Raw genomic sequence first — 17019 nt, forward strand, 5'->3', positions numbered from 1 at the left:
CAGGGCATCGCGGCCTTTCGGGGTGACGCAGGAGAGGCGTCAGCGCAGCTTGTTGAACAGCGACATCGACTGCATCTGCGAGAAGATCGTCTGCGCCGCCTGCAGCGCGGTGCTCTGCAGCTGGTACTGGCTCAGCGCATCGGCGTAATCCAGGTCGCGCATCTGCGACAGCGTGGTTTTCAGGGTCACGCCATTGGCCTCGCGCATGTCGGCGGCATTGTCCAGCGCCTTCAGCTGCGCGCCGCCCGCAGCGCGCGAATCGATCATCCGCTCGGACGCACGCGCCACGTCGCGCAGTGCGCTCTGCAACTGGTTCTGCTGCGCGGCCATCTGTGCAGGGGTGCCAGTGTCGGCGCCCAGCGCGGCCACCAGGTTGTCCATGGTCGAGAAGATGTCGCGGCTGCTGGCCGCCTGCACGTTGAAGCTGTCGCCGGCTGCCGGCGCGCCGGTGATGCGCAGGCGCACACCGTTCACTTCCAGGTCGTCGCCGGCCTTGTAGGTGCCGGTGCCGGTCACGTTGCCCGCACCGTCCACCACCTCGTACTGGGTGCCGGTGGTGAAGCGCACGCTGAAGCCCTGGCCGTTCCAGCTGTCGCTGCCGTCGCGGGTGATGTTGGTCAGCACGCCGTTGCCGGTGTTGCCGGCCGCGGCGCTGCCGTCGACGAAGCCATCGCCGGTGGGAATGCGCATGAAGATCTCGCTGCCGGGCAGCGCGTCCTTCACGTAGGTGTCCGGACCGACTTCGACCTGGCGCTGGGTCTGGTCGCCACGGTAGACCACCTTGCCGTTGATCTTGGCAAAGGGCGGGTCACCGTCGTTGGTGCCACCAAACACGTAGCGGCCGGTGCCATCATCAGCGTTGGCCAGTGACAGCAGGCCATCGCGGATCTGGTTGACCTCGGTGATCAGCGTCTTCTTGTCCGCCGCGCTCAGCGCCGGGTTGCTGGCCTGGATGGTCAGATCGTTGACGCGCGCCATCAGCTCGTTGACCTGCGCCAGGGTGTTTTCCTGCACGCCCAGGCGGTTCTGCACGTTGCCGGCATTGAGCTTCATGCGGTCCAGTGCGGCCAGGCTGCGGTCAAGGCCGACCGCTGTGCCGGCAGCCACCGGATCGTCCTTGGCGCTGACGATCTTGCTGCCTGTGGCGATCTGCTGCTCCAGGTGGCTGAGCTTGGCCTGCTTGGCCATCATCAGCGACACCGACTGGTTGAACATCATGCTGGTGGAAATACGGCTGCTCATCGGCGGACGGCTCCCAGGATGGTCTGGAACATGCTGTCGGCGGTCGAGATCAGCTGCGAGGCGGCCTGGTAGGCCTGCTGCAGGCGCAGCATGTCCGCCGCTTCCTCGTCCAGGTTCACGCCGGAGACTTCGTCGCGGGCTTCCTGCGCTTTGTCATTGATCACCAGCTGCGCGTCGAGCGAGTACTCGGCCGAGCGGGCGGCGGCGCCGACCTGGGTGGTCAGGCCCCCCAACGCACCATTGAGTGTCACCGTTCCGGCGTTGAAGGCCTTTGCGCTTTCCACCTTGGCCAGCTTCGACGCGTTGCTGTTGTCCGACGAGCCTGCCGGGGTGGGGGTGATGTTGAACGTGTCGCCCACCTTCGGCGCACCGTCCAGCACGAAGCTCCAGCCGTTGGCACTGATGGTCTGGCCCGGCGTATAGGTCTGCGGCGGGCCACCGTCGATGGTGTAGGTGGTCGCCGAGGTGAACACGATCGCTGCCGGATTGCGCAGGTTCGCGTGGGTCGAATCGGTGACGGTGACACCGCTCAGCTTGCCGGTGCCGGTGTTGGCGGTGGCCGCTGCACCCTTGACGGCGGCGGCGGCGGCGATGCGCGACGGATCGGTGATCGCCATTTCCAGGCTGCCGGCCACCCCCGCGGTCGGCTGCAGCAGGAAGCGGTCGTTGGCCGCCGGCGTGCCGCCGACCACCAGCTGCACGCCGTTGATCACCAGCGGATCGCCGGCGGTGCCGGTGCCGGTCAGCGGGATGCTGGCGCCGGTGTCGGCACGGCTGGCCTTCCAGGTGGTGCCATCGAACTGCAGCACAACGTTCTGCGCGTCCAGCTTGCCCAGGTCGCCATAGGTTGCGGTCAGGGTGCCGGTGCCGCTGTTGCTGTTGTTGGCGGTGACGCGCGGGTTGCCGATGTTGAAGAAGTCCCCACCCATCTGGCCATACAGGTCCACGCCCTGGTGGTGCACCTGGTTGAAGCTCTCGGCCAGGCCCACCGCCAGCTTGCCCAATTCGGCCTGCGCCGGGGTCAGCACGGTGTCGCGGAACTCCAGCAGGCCGCCGATCTGGCCGCCGACTGCCTTCGGGTCGAGGCGGATGGTGTTGCCCTGGGTCTCCAGCGCCAACTGCAGGCGCTCGGGCTGGTACGGGTCGGCCACGGTGGTGACCTTGGTCGCCGTGGTACCCACCACCAGTGCGTTGCCGCCGGCGGTGTAGACATTCATGATGCCGCCGTCCTGGATCACCGCCGTGCCACCGGTGTAGCCGATCAGCTGGGTGATCAGCTGGTCGCGGCGATCGAGCAGGTCGGGCGCCGCGGTGGCGACGTTGGTGCCGATGGCGCCGTTGATCTGGGCGATTTCCTGCGCCAGGCGGTTGACCTCGGTGGCACCGGCCAGCAGGCCGTTGTTGACCTCGCTGTTGAGGTTGTTCAGGTGCGTGTTGAGCTGCACGAAGCGGTTGGCCAGGGCTTTGCCACCGTCGAGCATGTTCTGGCGGTCGGCGGTGCCGGCCGCGTTCGACGACAGGCCACTGACCGAATCGAAGAAGTTCGACCAGACGCCAGAGACATTCGTGGCCGCATCGGAGAACAGCGCGTTGACCCGGTCGGCCATGCCCGAAAGCTGTTTCAGGCGCGCCAGTTCACCGCTGCTGTCGAGCAGGCGCGAGATCGCCAGCTGGTCGGCGGTGCGGCGGATGTCGGTGATCCGGGTGCCGTTGCCGACCGTGCCATAGCCGTAGTTCTGCGGGTCGGCGGTGGCGAAGTTGACCTTCTGCCGGCTGTAGCCGGGCGTATTGAGGTTGGCCACGTTGTGGCTGGTGGTCGCCAACGCACGCTGGAAGGCGAGCAGGGCACCGGTACCGGTGGAAAGTACGCTGGACATGGGGTTCCTCAACGACGGGTGATACCCAGCGCCGCGGTCGCGGTGCTGGCGAAGGTCTGGCCAAGGCGCGAGCCGGCGTCGGTCACGGCCGCTACGGCACGCTCGATGGTCGGGCCACCGGCAATCGCGGCGATCTTGGCTGCATAGCGCGGGTCGGTGGCATAGCCGGCGCGCTGCAGGCCACGGGCGAAGCCCTGCACATCGGTGCCGGCCTGCAGGGCCTGCTGGTAGCGCGGGCTGGTCTTCAGCAGGCGCACATAGTCGGCAAAGCTCTCGGCGGGCGAGCTGTAGGCGCGGAAGCTGGCGGTTTCGTTGCGGCGCACGCCATCCACGTACTCGTGGGTGCCGGCTTCAACGCGCTGGCCGCTCCAGCCGGTGGCCTTGATGCCGAACAGATTGTGCGAGGTGCTGCCATCGGACTGGCGGATGTGGCGCTTGCCCCAACCGGTTTCCAGTGCTGCCTGCGCCACCAGCGCCCGGGCATCCACGCCCAGTTCCCGGGCCGCGCTCTGCGCGTGCTGCCAGATGCTGGCGACGAAACCCTCCGGGGTGTGCTCGCCGAGCTGGGCGACGGCGGTCCGGGTGGCCAGCGCGTCGACCGGGCTGACGGCGGTGCCGCGGTTGCTGGCCGTGGCCGACCATTGATCGTTGTTGGCGGCCCAATCCTGGCCCTGCAGGCTGCCCATGTACGGATCCTCGGTGCCGAGCGAGCGATGCAGGCCGCTGCTTTCGCGGCCGGCGATCAGGTCCAGCGCCTGCTCCATCGGTGCCAGCGCGGCCTGGGCACCGTGCTGTGCGCCGGCCGCCATCTGCTGCAGCATGCGCACGGCCTGGCTGCCATCTTCCAGCGGCAGCGACGGTGCCGGCTTGTCCGGCGCGTTGAGCTGGTAGGCGCGGCTGGCCTTGGCCGGATCCACGCGAGTATCCAGCGCCGGGCCGTCGGCGGCCTGGCCGGACAGCTGCCGGCTGATCATGCCCGACAGCCCCAGGCCCTTGCCGCGGGTCATCGCCTCGGCGATCTTCTGGTCGTACATGTCGCGGAACATCTTGTTCTCGCCGGGAAACAACGAGTCGCCGAAGCTGGCATCGCGCATGCTCTTGACCAGCATCTGCGCGAACTGGCCTTCCAGCTGGCGTGCAACCTTGTCGATCTTCGCCGGATCGTTCTGCTGCGCCGGGTGCAGGTCGAATGCGGGATTGATGCGCATGTCAGATCACCTCGAGCTCGGCACTCAATGCGCCGGCCTGCTTCAGGGCTTCCAGGATCGCGATCAGGTCACCCGGCGCCGCACCCACGGCGTTCACCGCGTGCACGATCTCGTCCAGGGTGGTGCCGCCGCTGAACTTGAACATGCGGCTGCCGTCGTTGGTGGCGGTGATGGTCGACTGCGGGCTGGCGACGGTGCGGCCACCGGACAGGGCATTGGGCTGGCTGACGTTGGTGTTTTCCTGGATCGTCACCGTCAGCGAACCATGCGAGATGGCAGCAGGGCCGACCCGTACCTGCTGGCCGATGACCACCGTGCCCGTGCGCGAATTGACCACGACCTTGGCCGGTGCGCTGCCCGGGGTCAGTTCCAGGTTCTCGATGCGCGCCAGCAGGCCGATGCGCGCGCCCGGATCGGTCGGCGCAGTGACCGCGACCGTTACGCCATCGATCGCCCGCGCGGCGCCTTCGCCGAACGCGTTGTTGAGCGCGGCGACCATGCGCGAGACGGTAGTGAAATCGTTGTTGTGCAGGTTCAGGGTGATGTCACCGCCGTTGGCCAGCGGATCGGGCAGGGCGCGTTCAACGGTGGCGCCGTTGGGAATGCGGCCGACGCTGGGCACGTTCACCGAGACGCGCGAACCATCCTTGCCCTGCGCACCAAAGCCGCCGACGATCAGGTTGCCCTGTGCGATCGCATAGATCTGGCCGTCGGCGCCGCGCAGCGGGGCCATCAGCAGCGAGCCGCCGCGCAGCGACACCGCGTTGCCGATCGAGGACACGGTGATGTCGATCGGCTGGCCCGGCTTGGCGAAGGGCGGCAGCTCGGCATGGATCGCCACCGCCGCCACATTCTTCAGCTGCGGGTTGACGTTCGGCGGTACGTTCACGCCCAGCTCGCCGAGCAGGTTCTTCAGGCTCTGCACGGTAAAGGGCGCCTGGCTGGTGCGGTCGCCGCTGCCATCCAGGCCGACCACCAGGCCGTAGCCCACCAGGGCATTGCCACGCACGCCGCCGACCTGGGCCAGGTCCTTGATGCGCTCGGCACTGGCCGGGGCAGCCACGACCAGCAGCATCAGCGCGACGAACGACGCGACGCGGCGCTGCCAGGAAGAAGAGGAGAAGAGTTTCATGGCCATACTCAGAACGGCGTCAGGCCGGAATTGAAGAAGCGGCTCAGCCAGCCCATCGCGTTGGACTGCGCGACCGGGCCGCGGCCGCCGTAGACGATGCGGGCCTCGGCCACGCGGCTGGAAGGAATGGTGTTGTCCTGGCTGATGTCGCCCGGGCGCACGATGCCCTGCACCTGCACCAGTTCATCACCCTGGTTCAGTCGCAGGTTCTTCTGCCCCTGCACCACCAGGTTGCCGTTGGGCAGGCGCTGGATCACCGTGACGGTGACGCTGCCCTGCAGGCGGTTGCTCTGCGCGCTGTTGCCCTTGCCGGTGAAATCGCGCTTGCCTGCTGCGGTGGCGCTGAGGATGTCCTTGCCGCCCAGGGTGACCGGCGCGCCGAGGATGGACGGCGTGCCCAGGCTCAGGTTCGATTCCTTGTTGGTGGCGGTGTTGGCACTGGTCTGCGCGGTGGTGTTTTCCAGCAGGGTGATGGTCAGCAGGTCGCCGACATCACGTGCGCGGCGGTCCGAGTACAGCTGCAGTGTGGGACCGGCGGCGTAGATCGCGCCGGCGGTCGGCGCGGCCTGCGGCGGCATGATCGGCTGGATCGGTGCCATCGCCGGGTAGGGGCGCACGTCGCCCGCGATCACGCAGCCACCGAGCAGGGCGACCACGGCGCAGGCGAGGGCAGTGCGGGCGAAGTTGGAAATGGGCGACATGGCGGTTTCCCGGTTGGGCCGGTCAGATCTTGTTGTTGAGGTAGCCGAGCATCGAATCGGTGGTGGAGATCGCCTTGGCGTTCATTTCGTAGGCGCGCTGGGTTTCGATCATCGACACCAGCTCTTCGACCACGTTGACGTTGCTGCCTTCCAGCGCGCCCTGCACCACGGTGCCGAGGCCGTTCAGGCCGGGGTTGCCGTTCTGCGCCGGGCCCGATGCCGTGGTTTCCAGGAACAGGTTCTCGCCACGCGCCTGCAGGCCGGCCGGATTGACGAAGTCGGTCAGGGTCAGCGCGCCCACTTCCACCGACGCCGCGTTGTCGGCCATCTTCACGCTGATGGTGCCGTCGCTGCCGATGGTGACCGATTGCGCACCTTCAGGAATCTGGATGCCCGGCTGCACCGGGTAGCCGCTGTTGGTGACCAGTTCGCTGTCCTGGTTGATCTTGAACGAGCCATCACGGGTATAGGCCGAGCTGCCGTCGGGCATCTGCACTTCGAAGAAGCCGCGGCCGTTGACCATCACGTCCAGCGCGCGGCCGGTCTGCTGCTGGCCGCCCTGCTCGAAATTCTTGGCGGTGGCGACCACGCGCACGCCGGTACCCAGCTGCAGGCCGGTCGGCAGCTGGGTCTGCGCCGACGAAGAGCCGCCGGGCTGGCGCACCTGCTGGTACAGCAGGTCCTCGAAGCTGGCACGGTCCTGCTTGAAGCCGGTGGTGTTGGTGTTGGCGAGGTTGTTGGAAACCACCGACATGCGCATCTGCTGCGCATCCAGTCCGGTTTTCGCGATCCACAATGCCTGGTTCATCTTCGGTGTCCTGTCTGGGTGAAGCCGGCCGCGCGATGCGGCCCCTGGTAACGGGTGTGCAAGCGGTGTGCCAGCGCCGCGCCCGGGCGGCGCCGGAAATCCGTCAGCTGCCCAGGCGCAGCAGGCTGTTGGCACTGCGCGCGTTGTCGTCGCCGTGCTTGATCACCTGCACCTGCATTTCGTACTGGCGCTGCAGCTGGATCATCTGCACCAGCGCACCGGCGGCATCGACGTTGCTGCCTTCCAGCTGGCCGCTGTGCACGGCCGTGCCCTGCGCCGGGGCGAACGGCTGGCGCGGATCGGTGTTGCGGAACAGGCCATCCAGGCCGCGCTCCAGGCGCTCGTCCGGGGCCTGCACCACCTTGATCCGGCCGATCTGCGCCATCGTCTGCGGGCCTTCGCCCTGCGGGATGATCGAGATCGTGCCGTCGCCGCCGATCTCCATCGCCTGGTAGGGCGGAATGGCGATCGGGTTGTTGTTGTCATCCAGCACCGTGCGGCCGCCGGAGGTCACCAGCTGGCCGTTCGGCGTCACCGACAAGGCTGCGCCGCGCGTGTACGCTTCGCTGCCGTCGCTGGCCTGCACGGCCAGCCAGGTGCCGCTCTGCAGCGCGAGGTCCAACGGCTTGCCGGTGATGTGCTGCGCGCCGGGCCGGCGGTTGAAGCCGGCGTCGACGTGCAGCGCATCCACCCGCGAGGCAAAGCCCGGGCCGCGGATCGGGAAGGCTTCGGTGTTGGCCAGCGCTTCCTTGAAGCCGGGGGTGTCCGAGTTGGCGAGGTTGTGGCTGAGCGTTCCCTGCGCCTGCAGGGAGGCGCGGGCACCGGTCATCGCCACGTAAAGGGCTTTATCCATGCGGGGAGTTCCGTGACAGGGTCAGCAGCTCATCAACGGATGTTGATGACGGTCTGGGTGATCTGGTCCTGGGTGGTGATCATCTGCGCGTTGGCCTGGAAGTTGCGCTGCGCGGTGATCATGTTGACCAGCTGCTCGGTGAGGTCGACGGTGGACGCTTCCAGCGAGCCGGCCTGGATCTTGCCGAGGTTGGAGGTGTCCGGCATGCCGGTGCGCGGCGTGCCCGATTCGAAGGTCTCCACCCACAGGTTGTTGCCCTTCGATTCCAGGCCCTGCGTGTTGTTGAAGGTGGTCAGCGCGACCTGGCCCAGCGGCTTGTCGTCGCCGTTGGAATAGCGGGCGTAGACCACGCCGGATTCGGAGACGGTGATTTCATTGAGCTTGCCGGCGGCGTAGCCGTCCTGCTGGGTGTTGCGCAGCGCGAACTTCTCGCCGTACTGGGTCGAGCCGCTGATGTCCAGCGTCATGTTCAGCTGGCCGGCGCCGGTGGTGGGGGTGAAGGTGCCGAGGCTGACCTTGCCGTTGGCCGGGACGGTCAGCTTGCCGCTGTTGTCGAAGGTGACCGCAGTCGGGGTGCCGGCGGGCTGGCCATCGACGTAGTTGTGCACGGTCCATTCGTTGGGGTTGGCGCCCTTGACGAAGTACGAGACCTGGATGTGGCTCACGCCCAGCGAGTCGTACACGGTGATGCCACCGCTGGAATGGTTGTAGCTGTTGGAATCGGCCGGGTCGAAAGTCGCCACGGTCGGCTGCTTGGCATTGGCCGGCAGGGTGAAGCCAACCTTCACTTCGCTGGTCTGCTTCGGCGGGCTGTCGGTGGTCAGCAGCTGCAGGTCGACCAGGCGACCGGCATCGAAGTTGGTGCCGTCGGCATTCGGCGCGAACACCTGCAGGCGCGCGCCCTGCGGGTTGACCACGTAGCCGGCCGAATCGGTCTGGAAGTTGCCGGCACGCGAGTACACACGCGAACCGTTCATGTTCATGGTGAAGAAGCCCTCACCGGAAATGGCCATGTCCAGGCTGCGCCCGGTCTGCTCGTTGTCGCCCTGGATGAACTGCTGGGCGACGTTGGAGACGCGCACGCCCGAGCCGGTCTGGTTCTTCGACAGGCCATAGCTGGTGGAGGCGAACAGATCGGCGAACTCGGCGCGCGACTGCTTGAAGCCGGTGGTGTTGACGTTGGCGACGTTGTTGGCGGTGACGCTCAGGTCGGTGTTGGCGGCATTGATGCCGGACAGCGAGACATTGAAGCCCATGGGATGCTCCTAGTTGATGCGGGATGTGCGGCTCAGCTGACGCGGAGCACGTAGTCGATCGGGGCCGTGCCCAGGCCCTTGAGGTTCAGGTACAGGCCGTCGGAACCGACGGTCACGCTCTCCACCGGCGCCTGCACGTAGGTGGACAGCTTGGTGCTCTTGCCGGCGGTATCGACATGGTTGGCGACGATGGAGTACTTGCCCGGCTCCATGCGCTTGCCGTTGGCGTCCTTGCCGTCCCACTGGAAGGCGGTTTCCCCGGCGGCCGTGGCTTCCACGCTCAGCGAGGTGACCTTGGCGCCGTTGGCATCGGTGATGTCCACGGTGATGATGCCGGCCGACGGTGCTGCCACCGTGCCTTCGACACTGCCTTCCTTCTCCAGCACTAGCTTTTCCGACGGGACCAGCACCTGGTGGCCGACCAGCGCCGCACCACGCAGCACCTGGTCACTGGCCATCGATTCCTGGAAGCCCTTGACCGTCTTGTTCAGATCGGTGATGCCCTGCACGGTGGACATCTGCGCCATCTGCGCGACCATCTGCGTGTTGTCCATCGGCTTCAGCGGATCCTGGTGCTGCAGCTGCTCGGTCATCAGGCGCAGGAAATCGGCCTGGTCGAGCGTGTTCTTCTTTTTCGTGGCGTTGCTGTTGGGGGCGTTCAGGCCCAGCGCGGAGTACACATCCTGGCTGGTCTGGTTGTTGACGGCGGTGGTCATGGCGGTATCCGGTGCGGCGGGCCTCAGCGGCCCATGGTCAAGGTGGCCAGGGCCAGTTCCTTGGCGGTGGTCAACATCTCCACGCCGGCCTGGTAATTGCGCGAGGTCGAGATCAGGTTGACCATCTGTGCGACCGGATCGACGTCGGGCTGGTAGATGTAGCCGTCGGCGTCGGCCAGCGGGTGGCCCGGCTCGTAGCGCTTGATCGGCGCGGCCTCGCTCTGGGTGATCTCCTTCACCTTCACCGAGGTGATGTTCGGATCGTCCTTGCTGGTGACGGCCTGGAAGATCGGTTCCAGCGGCTTGTACACGGCGTCGGCGGAGCCGGCGACGGTGTCGGCGTTGGAGAGGTTGGAGGCGATGGTGCTCATGCGCACCGACTGCGCCTGCAGCGCGGAACCGGCGATATCGAAGATCGGCAGGTTGCTCATGGCTTATTGCCCCGTGATCGCGGTCAGCATGGAACGCACCTTGCTCTCGACGAAGCTGAGCGAGGCGCGGTATTCCAGTGCGGCGCGGCCATAGGCGGCACGCTCGGCATCCGGATCGACGGTGTTGCCGTCCAGGCTGGGCTGCACGCCTTCGCGCGCGATCTGGAACGGGTTCAGGCCACTACTGATCTCGTAGTGCTGCTCATGGGTGGTGGCCATCAGGCCGTTGGCATCCTGCCCCTGGGCGTGGCGCAGGGCGGCATCGAAGTCCAGGTCCTGGGCCTTGTAGCCGGGCGTATCGGCATTGCCGAGGTTGCTGGCGATCAGCTTCATCCGCTGTTCGCGCAACGGCATGGCCTGGGCGTGGACGCCCAGGTAGTCGGAAATCAGGTTGCGCACGGTGCACTCCCACGGGAACGTTGCCCGGGAAGCTGCAAGGGGTGTGCCAAATTCGAGAGGGTAGTGCCGGCCGCTGGCCGGCTCCCCGATGGATCTGCGGTTGCCGGCCAGCGGCCGGCACTACCGGATCAGTGGCTGTCAGGCCGCCATCGCCACCTTGCGCAGGCGGTCCAGCACGAAATCGGCCAGCTCGTGCGGCGAGTACTTGGCGACGAACGCGTTGGCGCCGACGCGCTCGACCATGGCGTTGTTGAATACGCCCGACAGCGAGGTGTGCAGCAGCACGTACAGGCCGGCCAGGCCCGGGTGGCGCCGGATTTCCGTCGTCAGCGTATAGCCGTCCATGGCCGGCATCTCGATGTCGGAGATGACCATGGCGTAGCGCTCGGCCGGGTTCTCGCCGGAGGCGTGCACCTGCAGCAGGTGGTCCAGTGCCTGCTTGCCGTCGGAGAGCAGGGTGGCGCCCACGCCCAGCTGGTCCAGCACGCTGCGGATCTGCTGGCGGGCCACGCGCGAGTCGTCCACCACCAGTACCTGCAACTGCGGCCCGTCGGACGGCATGGCCATCGCCGGGTCGAGCACCGCTTCGCCGCGCACCTGGGCGATGTCGGCCAGCACGCTTTCCACGTCGATCACCTGGATCAGTTCGCCTTGGAAGCGCGTCACGGCGGTCAGGTAGCTGGATTCGGCGCCAAGTTCCGGCGGCGGGTGGATGTCCTCCACCGCGATGTTGACGATGCGCTCGACGCCGCTGACCAAGAAGCCCTGGATCGAGCGGTTGAACTCGGTGACCACCAGGTAGCCCGGCGAGGTATCCGCATCGGGCTCGCGTTCGGGGTGGCCGATGGCCAGGCCCAGGTCCAGCACCGGCACCGAGCGGCCACGCACGTCGGCCACGCCAGCGAACTGGCTGGGCAGCCCGGGCACCTGGAACAGTTCCGGGCGCCGCAGGACTTCCTGCACCTTGAAGACATTGACGCCAAAAAGCTGACGTCCGCCGAGACGGAACAGCAGCAGCGCCAGGCGGTTGTGGCCGGCCAGTCGGGTCCGCTGGTCGATCCGGTTGAGCAGGTCATGGGACATGGCTGCTGTATCGGCGTGGCAGTGGCGGAACTTGAGGGCGTTCTGCCGCCCGCGCGGCCCGCACCGCGTTTGTAAAGTCGACTGGCAGTCGACTCTACCCATCCGGTCGCATCCCCATCCCGGATCCGATCAACGGGCCCCGGCGCTCTGGCACACCCCTTGCACGCTGCTGGGCCAGATCCCATCGACAGGAGGCGCCATGCGCCGGGTCACATCTCTGCTCGCCATCGCGCTCGCCCTGGCCGCGCCGTGGGCGGGCGCCACGGATTGGCAGCCGGTGGCCAGCATCCGCACTGCGGCGCTGTCGACGCTGCCCGCCGGCAGCGAAGGCGAGGCCCAGGTGGCCGATGCGCTGCGGCTGCCGAAATGTGGCGGGGCGTTACAGGTGCAGCCCACCGCCAACACCACGGTGGAGGTCAGTTGCCCCGATGCCGGCGGCTGGCGGCTGTTCGTGCCGGTGAAGGTGCGGCGCAACCAGACCGTGCTGGTGCTCAACCGCGGAATCGGCACTGGAGAAACCCTCACGGCCGCCGATATCACTACTGCCCAGCGTGACGCTGCCCGGATTGCCGGTGCGGTGCTGTCCGATCCGAATGCTGCGATCGGCCGCATTGCCCGCCGTCCGTTGCAGGCCGGAGCCCTGCTGTCGAACAACGATCTGGTGGTCCAACGTCTCATCAAGCGAGGAGACAATGTGGCCCTGGTTTCGCGTCGTGGCTCGGTCGAGGTCCGCATTGCCGGCCGCGCGATGGGTGATGCCGGTGAGAACGAGCGGGTCTCGGTGGAGAACCTGTCCTCGCGGCGGATCGTGCAGGGCACGGTCGACGCCGCAGGTGACGTAATCGTGGCGCGTTGATTTACCGCAAAATATCCCTAAAGATCACGGCCCTGCGGCCGTTATCCCTTGTGAACGGCAACTCCAGGACACCCCATGAGCCAGAAAATCGACGGCAACCTGCAGGTCCCCCAGGCCCTGCGCAGCGTGACGACCCCGGCCACCAAGCCCGGTGTCAGCACCGATGCGGCGGCACGCCCGGTCGAGGCGGCCGACAGCCTGCGCCTGACCGGCGAGGCCACCAACCTGCAGGCGATCGAGCGTGAGCTGACCACCGCGCCGGCGATCGACGCCCAGCGCGTGGCGGCCGTGCGCGAGTCGCTGCAGAACGGCACCTACAAGATCAATCCGGACGCGATCGCATCGCGCATGCTCGATCTGGACCAGCAGCTGCGCGGATGACTGCGGCGATGAGCGAGCCGCTGCAGCGCCTCGCCCAGGCCCTGGACGTTGAGCGCCAGGCCCTGGTCGAGCACGACGTGCACGCCCTGATCCGTGCCACCGGTGCCAAGCTGGAAGCGCTGCGTGCGCTGGAAGGCGCGCCGCCGGTGGGCGAGGGCGAACAGCTGCAGGAGCTGGCCGAGCGCAACCGCGCCAACGGCGTGCTGCTGGCGCGCCGCCGCCGCGAAGTGAACTGGGCACTGCGCCAGCTCGGCCGCACCGAAGACGCCTCGGCCTACGACGCCAAGGGCCAGTCGCATACGGTCAGCATCGGCCGGCCGCTCGCCGTCGCCTGACGCGACGGCGATTCCACACTGCTTCCCTGCGGGCTGAACCCCGCTGCGTGACCGCGTATATTGGGCGCCTGTTCGAACGCCCGAGTCGCCGTGTCCGCTGCCAACGCCCTGGTTACCGCCCCCCTCCCGCCGCAGCCGGTGCTGCAGGCCCTGCTTGAGCGCCTGCGCGAGGGCCTGCTGCTGTTCACTGAAGACGGGCAGGTGGCCCTGGCCAACCCGGCCGCGCAGAACCTGCTGGCCAGTGGCGAGCACGGTGGTCTGCCGCCGCCGCAGCGCCTGCGCGAACTGCTGCCACCCGATGCGCTGGAACATGCACGCCAGCATGGCCACTGGAATGGCAGCCTGCCGCTGGGCGATGGCGTGGTCATTACCCACCTGTACCACCACGGCCCGGTCGGCGAAGGGCATTTCCTGGCCCTGTTCCGCCACATCGAGGGCCAGGAAGATTATGAACGCGAACTGCAGCAGCGCCACGCCGAGCTGCGCCAGGCCTACCTGCGCCTCAATGGCACCCAGGAGAAGCTGCTGCAGTCGGAGAAGATGGCATCGATCGGCCAGCTGGCGGCCGGCGTCGCGCACGAGATCAACAACCCGATCGGTTACGTGCACTCCAACCTGGGCAGCCTGCAGGAATACCTGCGCAGCCTGTTCACCGTGATCGAAGCCTACGAGCGCGCCCTGCGCGCGCCGGACCCGAAGGCGCTGATCCCGGAAATCGACGATATCCGTGACCGCCTGGACATTGATTTCATCAGCCGCGATCTGCCGCAGCTGATGGCCGAATCCCGTGAGGGCATCGAGCGGGTGACACGCATCGTGCGTGACCTTAAGGACTTCTCGTACTCTGGCCGCGACGAGTCGTGGAAGCTGGTCGACCTGCACGCCGGCCTCGAGTCCACCATCAACATCATCTGGAACGAACTCAAGTACAAGGTCACCCTGGTGCGCGAGTTCGGGCAGCTGCCGCTGGTGGAGTGCCTGCCGTCGGAGTTGAACCAGGTCTACATGAACCTGCTGCTCAACGCCGGCCATGCCATCGCCGAACGCGGCACGATCACGGTGCGCACCGGCGTGGAGGGCGATCACGTGTGGGTCGAGTTCGAAGATACCGGCGGTGGCATCTCGCCGGAACTGCGCCAGCGCATCTTCGATCCGTTCTTCACCACCAAGCCGGTGGGCAGTGGCACGGGCCTGGGCCTGTCGATCTCCTACAGCATCATCAACAAGCACCATGGCCGCATCGACCTGGACAGCACCCCGGGCGTAGGTTCGCGCTTCCGCGTGGTGCTGCCGATCAAGCAGCCGCGCTGACCGCTTCCGGTAGTGCCGGCCGCTGGCCGGCAACCTCATCGAACCGGGCACCCAGAGCAGCCGGCCAGCGGCCGGCTCTACCGGGGTCAATCCGTGGTGCCGGCCGCTGGCCGGCAACCTCATTGAACCGGACATCCCAGAGCAGCCGGCCAGCGGCCTACCGGGGCCAATCGGTAGTGCCCGCTGGCCTACAACCTCATCCAACCGGGCACCCAGAGCAGTACCAGCGGCCTCTACCGGGGTCAATCCGTGGTGTAGCCGCTGGTACAACCTCATTGAACCGGACATCCCAGAGCAGCTTACCAGCGGCCGGCTCTACCGGGGCCAATCGGTAGTGTACACAACCTCATTGAACCGGACACCCAGAGCAGCGCCAGCGGCTACTACCCGGGCCAATCGGTAGTGCTACCCGCCGCTGGCCTACAACCTCATTGAACCGGATGCCCAGAGCAGCTTACCAGCGGCTTACTCTACCCGGGCCAATCGGTAGTGTAGGCCGCTGGCCGGCAACCTCATCCAACCGGACATCCCAGAGCAGCCGGCTAGCGGCCGGCTCCACCGGGGCCAATCGGTAGTGCCGGCCGCTGGCCGGCAACCTCATGGGAACCGGACACTCAGAGCAGCCGGCCAGCGGCCGGCTCTACCCGGCGGAATCGTCACCGCGGCGGGCGATCCTCACCGACGTCTCCGCTTTCCACCTGCACCGGCCCGGCATTGCTGCGGCGCTGTTCCTCGTACGTGCGGAACGCCTGGTGGATGTGCTTGCGCAACTCGTCGTCGTTCCACGGCTTGGTCAGGAAGCGATAGATCGCGCCGCGGTTGATCGCATCGGTCACCGTGTTCAGATCGGTGTAGCCCGACAGCACCAGGCGGATCGTATCCGGGTACAGCATCTTCACCCGGCCCAGGAACTCGGTGCCGCTCATGTCGCTCATGCGCTGGTCGGACAGGATCACCTGCACGTCGTTGATCGCCAGCAGGTCGAAGGCATCACGCACGTTGCCCGCCGCCAGGATGCGGTAGCCGTCGCGGCGGAACAGGCGCACCAGCGAGCGCAGCACGTTTTCCTCGTCATCCAGCAGCAGCAGCGTCCGGTCCGGGCGTGTTTCGGCGAAGGCTTCCGGGCGCAGGTAGCGGCGGCGCAGGGTCATGCCGGCGGCATCGGCCGACATCGGCTCGCCGAACAGGTAGCCCTGGAACACGTCGCAGTCGTTGCGGCGCAGGAAGCCCAGCTGGGCCTGCGATTCCACGCCGTTGGCGATCACCGTCATGCCCAGCTGGTGGCCCATCGCGATGATCGCGCGGGCAATGGCCGCCTCGCGGTTACCGGCCGGCGCGCTCTTGATGAAGCTGCGGTCGATCTTCAGCTTGTCCACCGGGTAGCGCACCAGCGCGCTCAGGCTGGAGTCGCCGGTACCGAAGTTGTCCAGGCTCAGGCTGATGCCTTCGTTGCGCAGGTTGGCCAGCGTCTCATGGACGAAATTGACGTTGTTGGTCAGTGCACTTTCGTTGATCTCCAGCGTCAGCATGTGTGCCGGCACGCCGGCGGCCTGCAGCAGGGACATTACCTCGGCGAAGAAGTTGGGCCGCAGCAGCTGCAACGTGGACACGTTCACTGCGATGGTGAAGTCATCAAAGCCCTGGTCGCGCCACAGCCGGGCCTGCTTCAGCGCGCCTTCCAGCACCCAGGTGCCGATCTGCACGATGATGCCCAGGCGCTCGGCGGTGCGCATGAACCGCTCCGGCACCAGCATGCCCAGGGTCGGCGACTGCCAGCGCAGCAGCGCCTCCATGCCGACCACGTGGCCGTCGCGGGCGCTCACCAGCGGCTGGTAGCGCAGCTTCAATTCGCCATTGGGAATGGCGTCGACGATCTGGCGCGCGATGATGCTCTCGCTGTGCGCGCTCGGCGGGGTATCCACCGCATGGATGCGCACGGCATTGCCGCCTTCGCGGGCGGCCTGGTACAGCGCATCCTCGGCGTGGTCGAGCAGGCGCGAGGCGCTGCTGGCGTGCTCCGGGCACAGGCTCACGCCCAGCTTGCCGGTCATGAACAGCGTGTACGGCAGCACCGACAGCGGCAGTTCCATCTGCTGGCGGATCTCCTCGGCGAAATCCTCCGGCAGCGGCACGTCGTCGGTGCGTGGCACCGCGATCAGGAACTCGTCGCTGCCATGCCGCCACAGCTTGCCGCGCCCACGCAGGTAGGACTGCAGGCGCTGGGCCACCAGCACCAGCGCCTGGTCGCCCACTTCGGCGCTCATGTTCTCGTTGACCGATGCGAAGTGGTCGATGTCCACGTGCATCAGCATCAGCGCGATGCCGCCGGAGGCCGCCTCGGCAACCATTGCCTGCAGCTCGGGGTTGCCGGCGCCAAGGCGGTCGGGAGCATCATCGATGCTGACCGGGGGCAGGTTGGAATTCCACATA

General features: G+C 67.1%; 17 protein-coding genes. 4 read left to right on the plus strand and 13 right to left on the minus strand.

The genetic code is table 11. From position 1 onward, the window contains the following. Positions 1–39: 39 nt before the first annotated feature. From flgL to NSQ78_RS10855, 12 genes are all read right to left on the minus strand, one after another. Positions 40–1242, minus strand: a complete 1203-nt coding sequence (gene flgL / locus NSQ78_RS10800; RefSeq protein ID WP_053463212.1) for a flagellar hook-associated protein FlgL — start codon at positions 1240–1242, stop codon at positions 40–42. Then, on the minus strand, positions 1239–3119 hold the full coding sequence (flgK, locus tag NSQ78_RS10805; protein ID WP_064238486.1) for a flagellar hook-associated protein FlgK: 1881 nt from the start codon (positions 3117–3119) through the stop codon (positions 1239–1241). The genes flgL and flgK overlap by 4 nt, the downstream gene beginning before the upstream one ends. 8 nt (positions 3120–3127) lie before the next feature. Further along, on the minus strand, positions 3128–4327 hold the full coding sequence (flgJ, locus tag NSQ78_RS10810) for a flagellar assembly peptidoglycan hydrolase FlgJ (RefSeq protein WP_057494232.1): 1200 nt from the start codon (positions 4325–4327) through the stop codon (positions 3128–3130). Position 4328: 1 nt separating this feature from the next. Then, positions 4329–5465, minus strand: coding sequence for a flagellar basal body P-ring protein FlgI (locus NSQ78_RS10815; protein ID WP_053463209.1), 1137 nt, complete (start codon positions 5463–5465; stop codon positions 4329–4331). 2 nt (positions 5466–5467) lie between these two features. Next, on the minus strand, positions 5468–6160 hold the full coding sequence (gene flgH, locus NSQ78_RS10820; RefSeq protein WP_049467794.1) for a flagellar basal body L-ring protein FlgH: 693 nt from the start codon (positions 6158–6160) through the stop codon (positions 5468–5470). Positions 6161–6182: 22 nt separating this feature from the next. Continuing rightward, positions 6183–6968 (minus strand): flagellar basal-body rod protein FlgG, encoded by a 786-nt coding sequence (gene flgG / locus NSQ78_RS10825; protein WP_005416457.1) that lies wholly within the window; start codon positions 6966–6968, stop codon positions 6183–6185. Between the two features lie 103 nt (positions 6969–7071). After that, on the minus strand, positions 7072–7821 hold the full coding sequence (locus tag NSQ78_RS10830) for a flagellar basal body rod protein FlgF (protein ID WP_049467791.1): 750 nt from the start codon (positions 7819–7821) through the stop codon (positions 7072–7074). 32 nt (positions 7822–7853) lie between these two features. Then, positions 7854–9077 (minus strand): flagellar hook protein FlgE, encoded by a 1224-nt coding sequence (gene flgE, locus NSQ78_RS10835; protein WP_064238488.1) that lies wholly within the window; start codon positions 9075–9077, stop codon positions 7854–7856. Positions 9078–9109: 32 nt separating this feature from the next. Then, a complete protein-coding gene (locus NSQ78_RS10840) occupies positions 9110–9793 on the minus strand; it encodes a flagellar hook capping FlgD N-terminal domain-containing protein (protein ID WP_049467786.1) in 684 nt (227 codons plus the stop codon). A gap of 23 nt (positions 9794–9816) precedes the next feature. Further along, a complete protein-coding gene (gene flgC, locus NSQ78_RS10845; RefSeq protein WP_049467783.1) occupies positions 9817–10224 on the minus strand; it encodes a flagellar basal body rod protein FlgC in 408 nt (135 codons plus the stop codon). Between the two features lie 3 nt (positions 10225–10227). Then, positions 10228–10623 (minus strand): flagellar basal body rod protein FlgB, encoded by a 396-nt coding sequence (gene flgB, locus NSQ78_RS10850; RefSeq protein ID WP_049467779.1) that lies wholly within the window; start codon positions 10621–10623, stop codon positions 10228–10230. A gap of 138 nt (positions 10624–10761) precedes the next feature. After that, positions 10762–11706, minus strand: coding sequence for a chemotaxis protein (locus NSQ78_RS10855; protein WP_049467776.1), 945 nt, complete (start codon positions 11704–11706; stop codon positions 10762–10764). A 199-nt stretch (positions 11707–11905) separates the two neighbouring features. On the opposite strand from NSQ78_RS10855, the gene flgA reads away from it, so the two are divergent. The 4 genes from flgA to NSQ78_RS10875 all read left to right on the plus strand — a co-directional run bounded on the left by flgA (position 11906) and on the right by NSQ78_RS10875 (position 14589). Beyond that, complete coding sequence (flgA, locus tag NSQ78_RS10860) at positions 11906–12562, plus strand: flagellar basal body P-ring formation chaperone FlgA (protein ID WP_053463206.1); 657 nt, start codon at positions 11906–11908, stop codon at positions 12560–12562. Positions 12563–12637: 75 nt separating this feature from the next. Then, entirely contained in the window at positions 12638–12943 is a 306-nt protein-coding gene (gene flgM, locus NSQ78_RS10865; RefSeq protein ID WP_049467771.1) for a flagellar biosynthesis anti-sigma factor FlgM, read from the plus strand. After that, positions 12940–13278, plus strand: a complete 339-nt coding sequence (locus NSQ78_RS10870) for a flagella protein (protein ID WP_049467768.1) — start codon at positions 12940–12942, stop codon at positions 13276–13278. The genes flgM and NSQ78_RS10870 overlap by 4 nt, the downstream gene beginning before the upstream one ends. 90 nt (positions 13279–13368) lie before the next feature. Then, positions 13369–14589, plus strand: a complete 1221-nt coding sequence (locus tag NSQ78_RS10875; protein WP_064238490.1) for an ATP-binding protein — start codon at positions 13369–13371, stop codon at positions 14587–14589. Positions 14590–15245: 656 nt separating this feature from the next. Here NSQ78_RS10875 and NSQ78_RS10880 read toward each other — a convergent pair. Further along, a complete protein-coding gene (locus tag NSQ78_RS10880; RefSeq protein WP_064238492.1) occupies positions 15246–17018 on the minus strand; it encodes an EAL domain-containing protein in 1773 nt (590 codons plus the stop codon). Between the last annotated feature and the right edge of the window lies 1 nt (position 17019).

The sequence above is a fragment of the Stenotrophomonas sp. FSL W7-1447 genome (assembly GCF_037966425.1).
GTDB classification, from domain to species: domain Bacteria; phylum Pseudomonadota; class Gammaproteobacteria; order Xanthomonadales; family Xanthomonadaceae; genus Stenotrophomonas; species Stenotrophomonas pavanii.

What these genes read in the sequence shown, in the direction of transcription:
- flgL (WP_053463212.1), bottom strand. Translation starts at nt 1,242, where the DNA reads ATGAGCAGCCGTATTTCCACCAGCATGATGTTCAACCAGTCGGTGTCG.
- flgK (WP_064238486.1), bottom strand. Translation starts at nt 3,119, where the DNA reads ATGTCCAGCGTACTTTCCACCGGTACCGGTGCCCTGCTCGCCTTCCAG.
- flgJ (WP_057494232.1), bottom strand. Translation starts at nt 4,327, where the DNA reads ATGCGCATCAATCCCGCATTCGACCTGCACCCGGCGCAGCAGAACGAT.
- NSQ78_RS10815 (WP_053463209.1), bottom strand. Translation starts at nt 5,465, where the DNA reads ATGGCCATGAAACTCTTCTCCTCTTCTTCCTGGCAGCGCCGCGTCGCG.
- flgH (WP_049467794.1), bottom strand. Translation starts at nt 6,160, where the DNA reads ATGTCGCCCATTTCCAACTTCGCCCGCACTGCCCTCGCCTGCGCCGTG.
- flgG (WP_005416457.1), bottom strand. Translation starts at nt 6,968, where the DNA reads ATGAACCAGGCATTGTGGATCGCGAAAACCGGACTGGATGCGCAGCAG.
- NSQ78_RS10830 (WP_049467791.1), bottom strand. Translation starts at nt 7,821, where the DNA reads ATGGATAAAGCCCTTTACGTGGCGATGACCGGTGCCCGCGCCTCCCTG.
- flgE (WP_064238488.1), bottom strand. Translation starts at nt 9,077, where the DNA reads ATGGGCTTCAATGTCTCGCTGTCCGGCATCAATGCCGCCAACACCGAC.
- NSQ78_RS10840 (WP_049467786.1), bottom strand. Translation starts at nt 9,793, where the DNA reads ATGACCACCGCCGTCAACAACCAGACCAGCCAGGATGTGTACTCCGCG.
- flgC (WP_049467783.1), bottom strand. Translation starts at nt 10,224, where the DNA reads ATGAGCAACCTGCCGATCTTCGATATCGCCGGTTCCGCGCTGCAGGCG.
- NSQ78_RS10855 (WP_049467776.1), bottom strand. Translation starts at nt 11,706, where the DNA reads ATGTCCCATGACCTGCTCAACCGGATCGACCAGCGGACCCGACTGGCC.
- flgA (WP_053463206.1), top strand. Translation starts at nt 11,906, where the DNA reads ATGCGCCGGGTCACATCTCTGCTCGCCATCGCGCTCGCCCTGGCCGCG.
- flgM (WP_049467771.1), top strand. Translation starts at nt 12,638, where the DNA reads ATGAGCCAGAAAATCGACGGCAACCTGCAGGTCCCCCAGGCCCTGCGC.
- NSQ78_RS10870 (WP_049467768.1), top strand. Translation starts at nt 12,940, where the DNA reads ATGACTGCGGCGATGAGCGAGCCGCTGCAGCGCCTCGCCCAGGCCCTG.
- NSQ78_RS10880 (WP_064238492.1), bottom strand. Translation starts at nt 17,018, where the DNA reads ATGTGGAATTCCAACCTGCCCCCGGTCAGCATCGATGATGCTCCCGAC.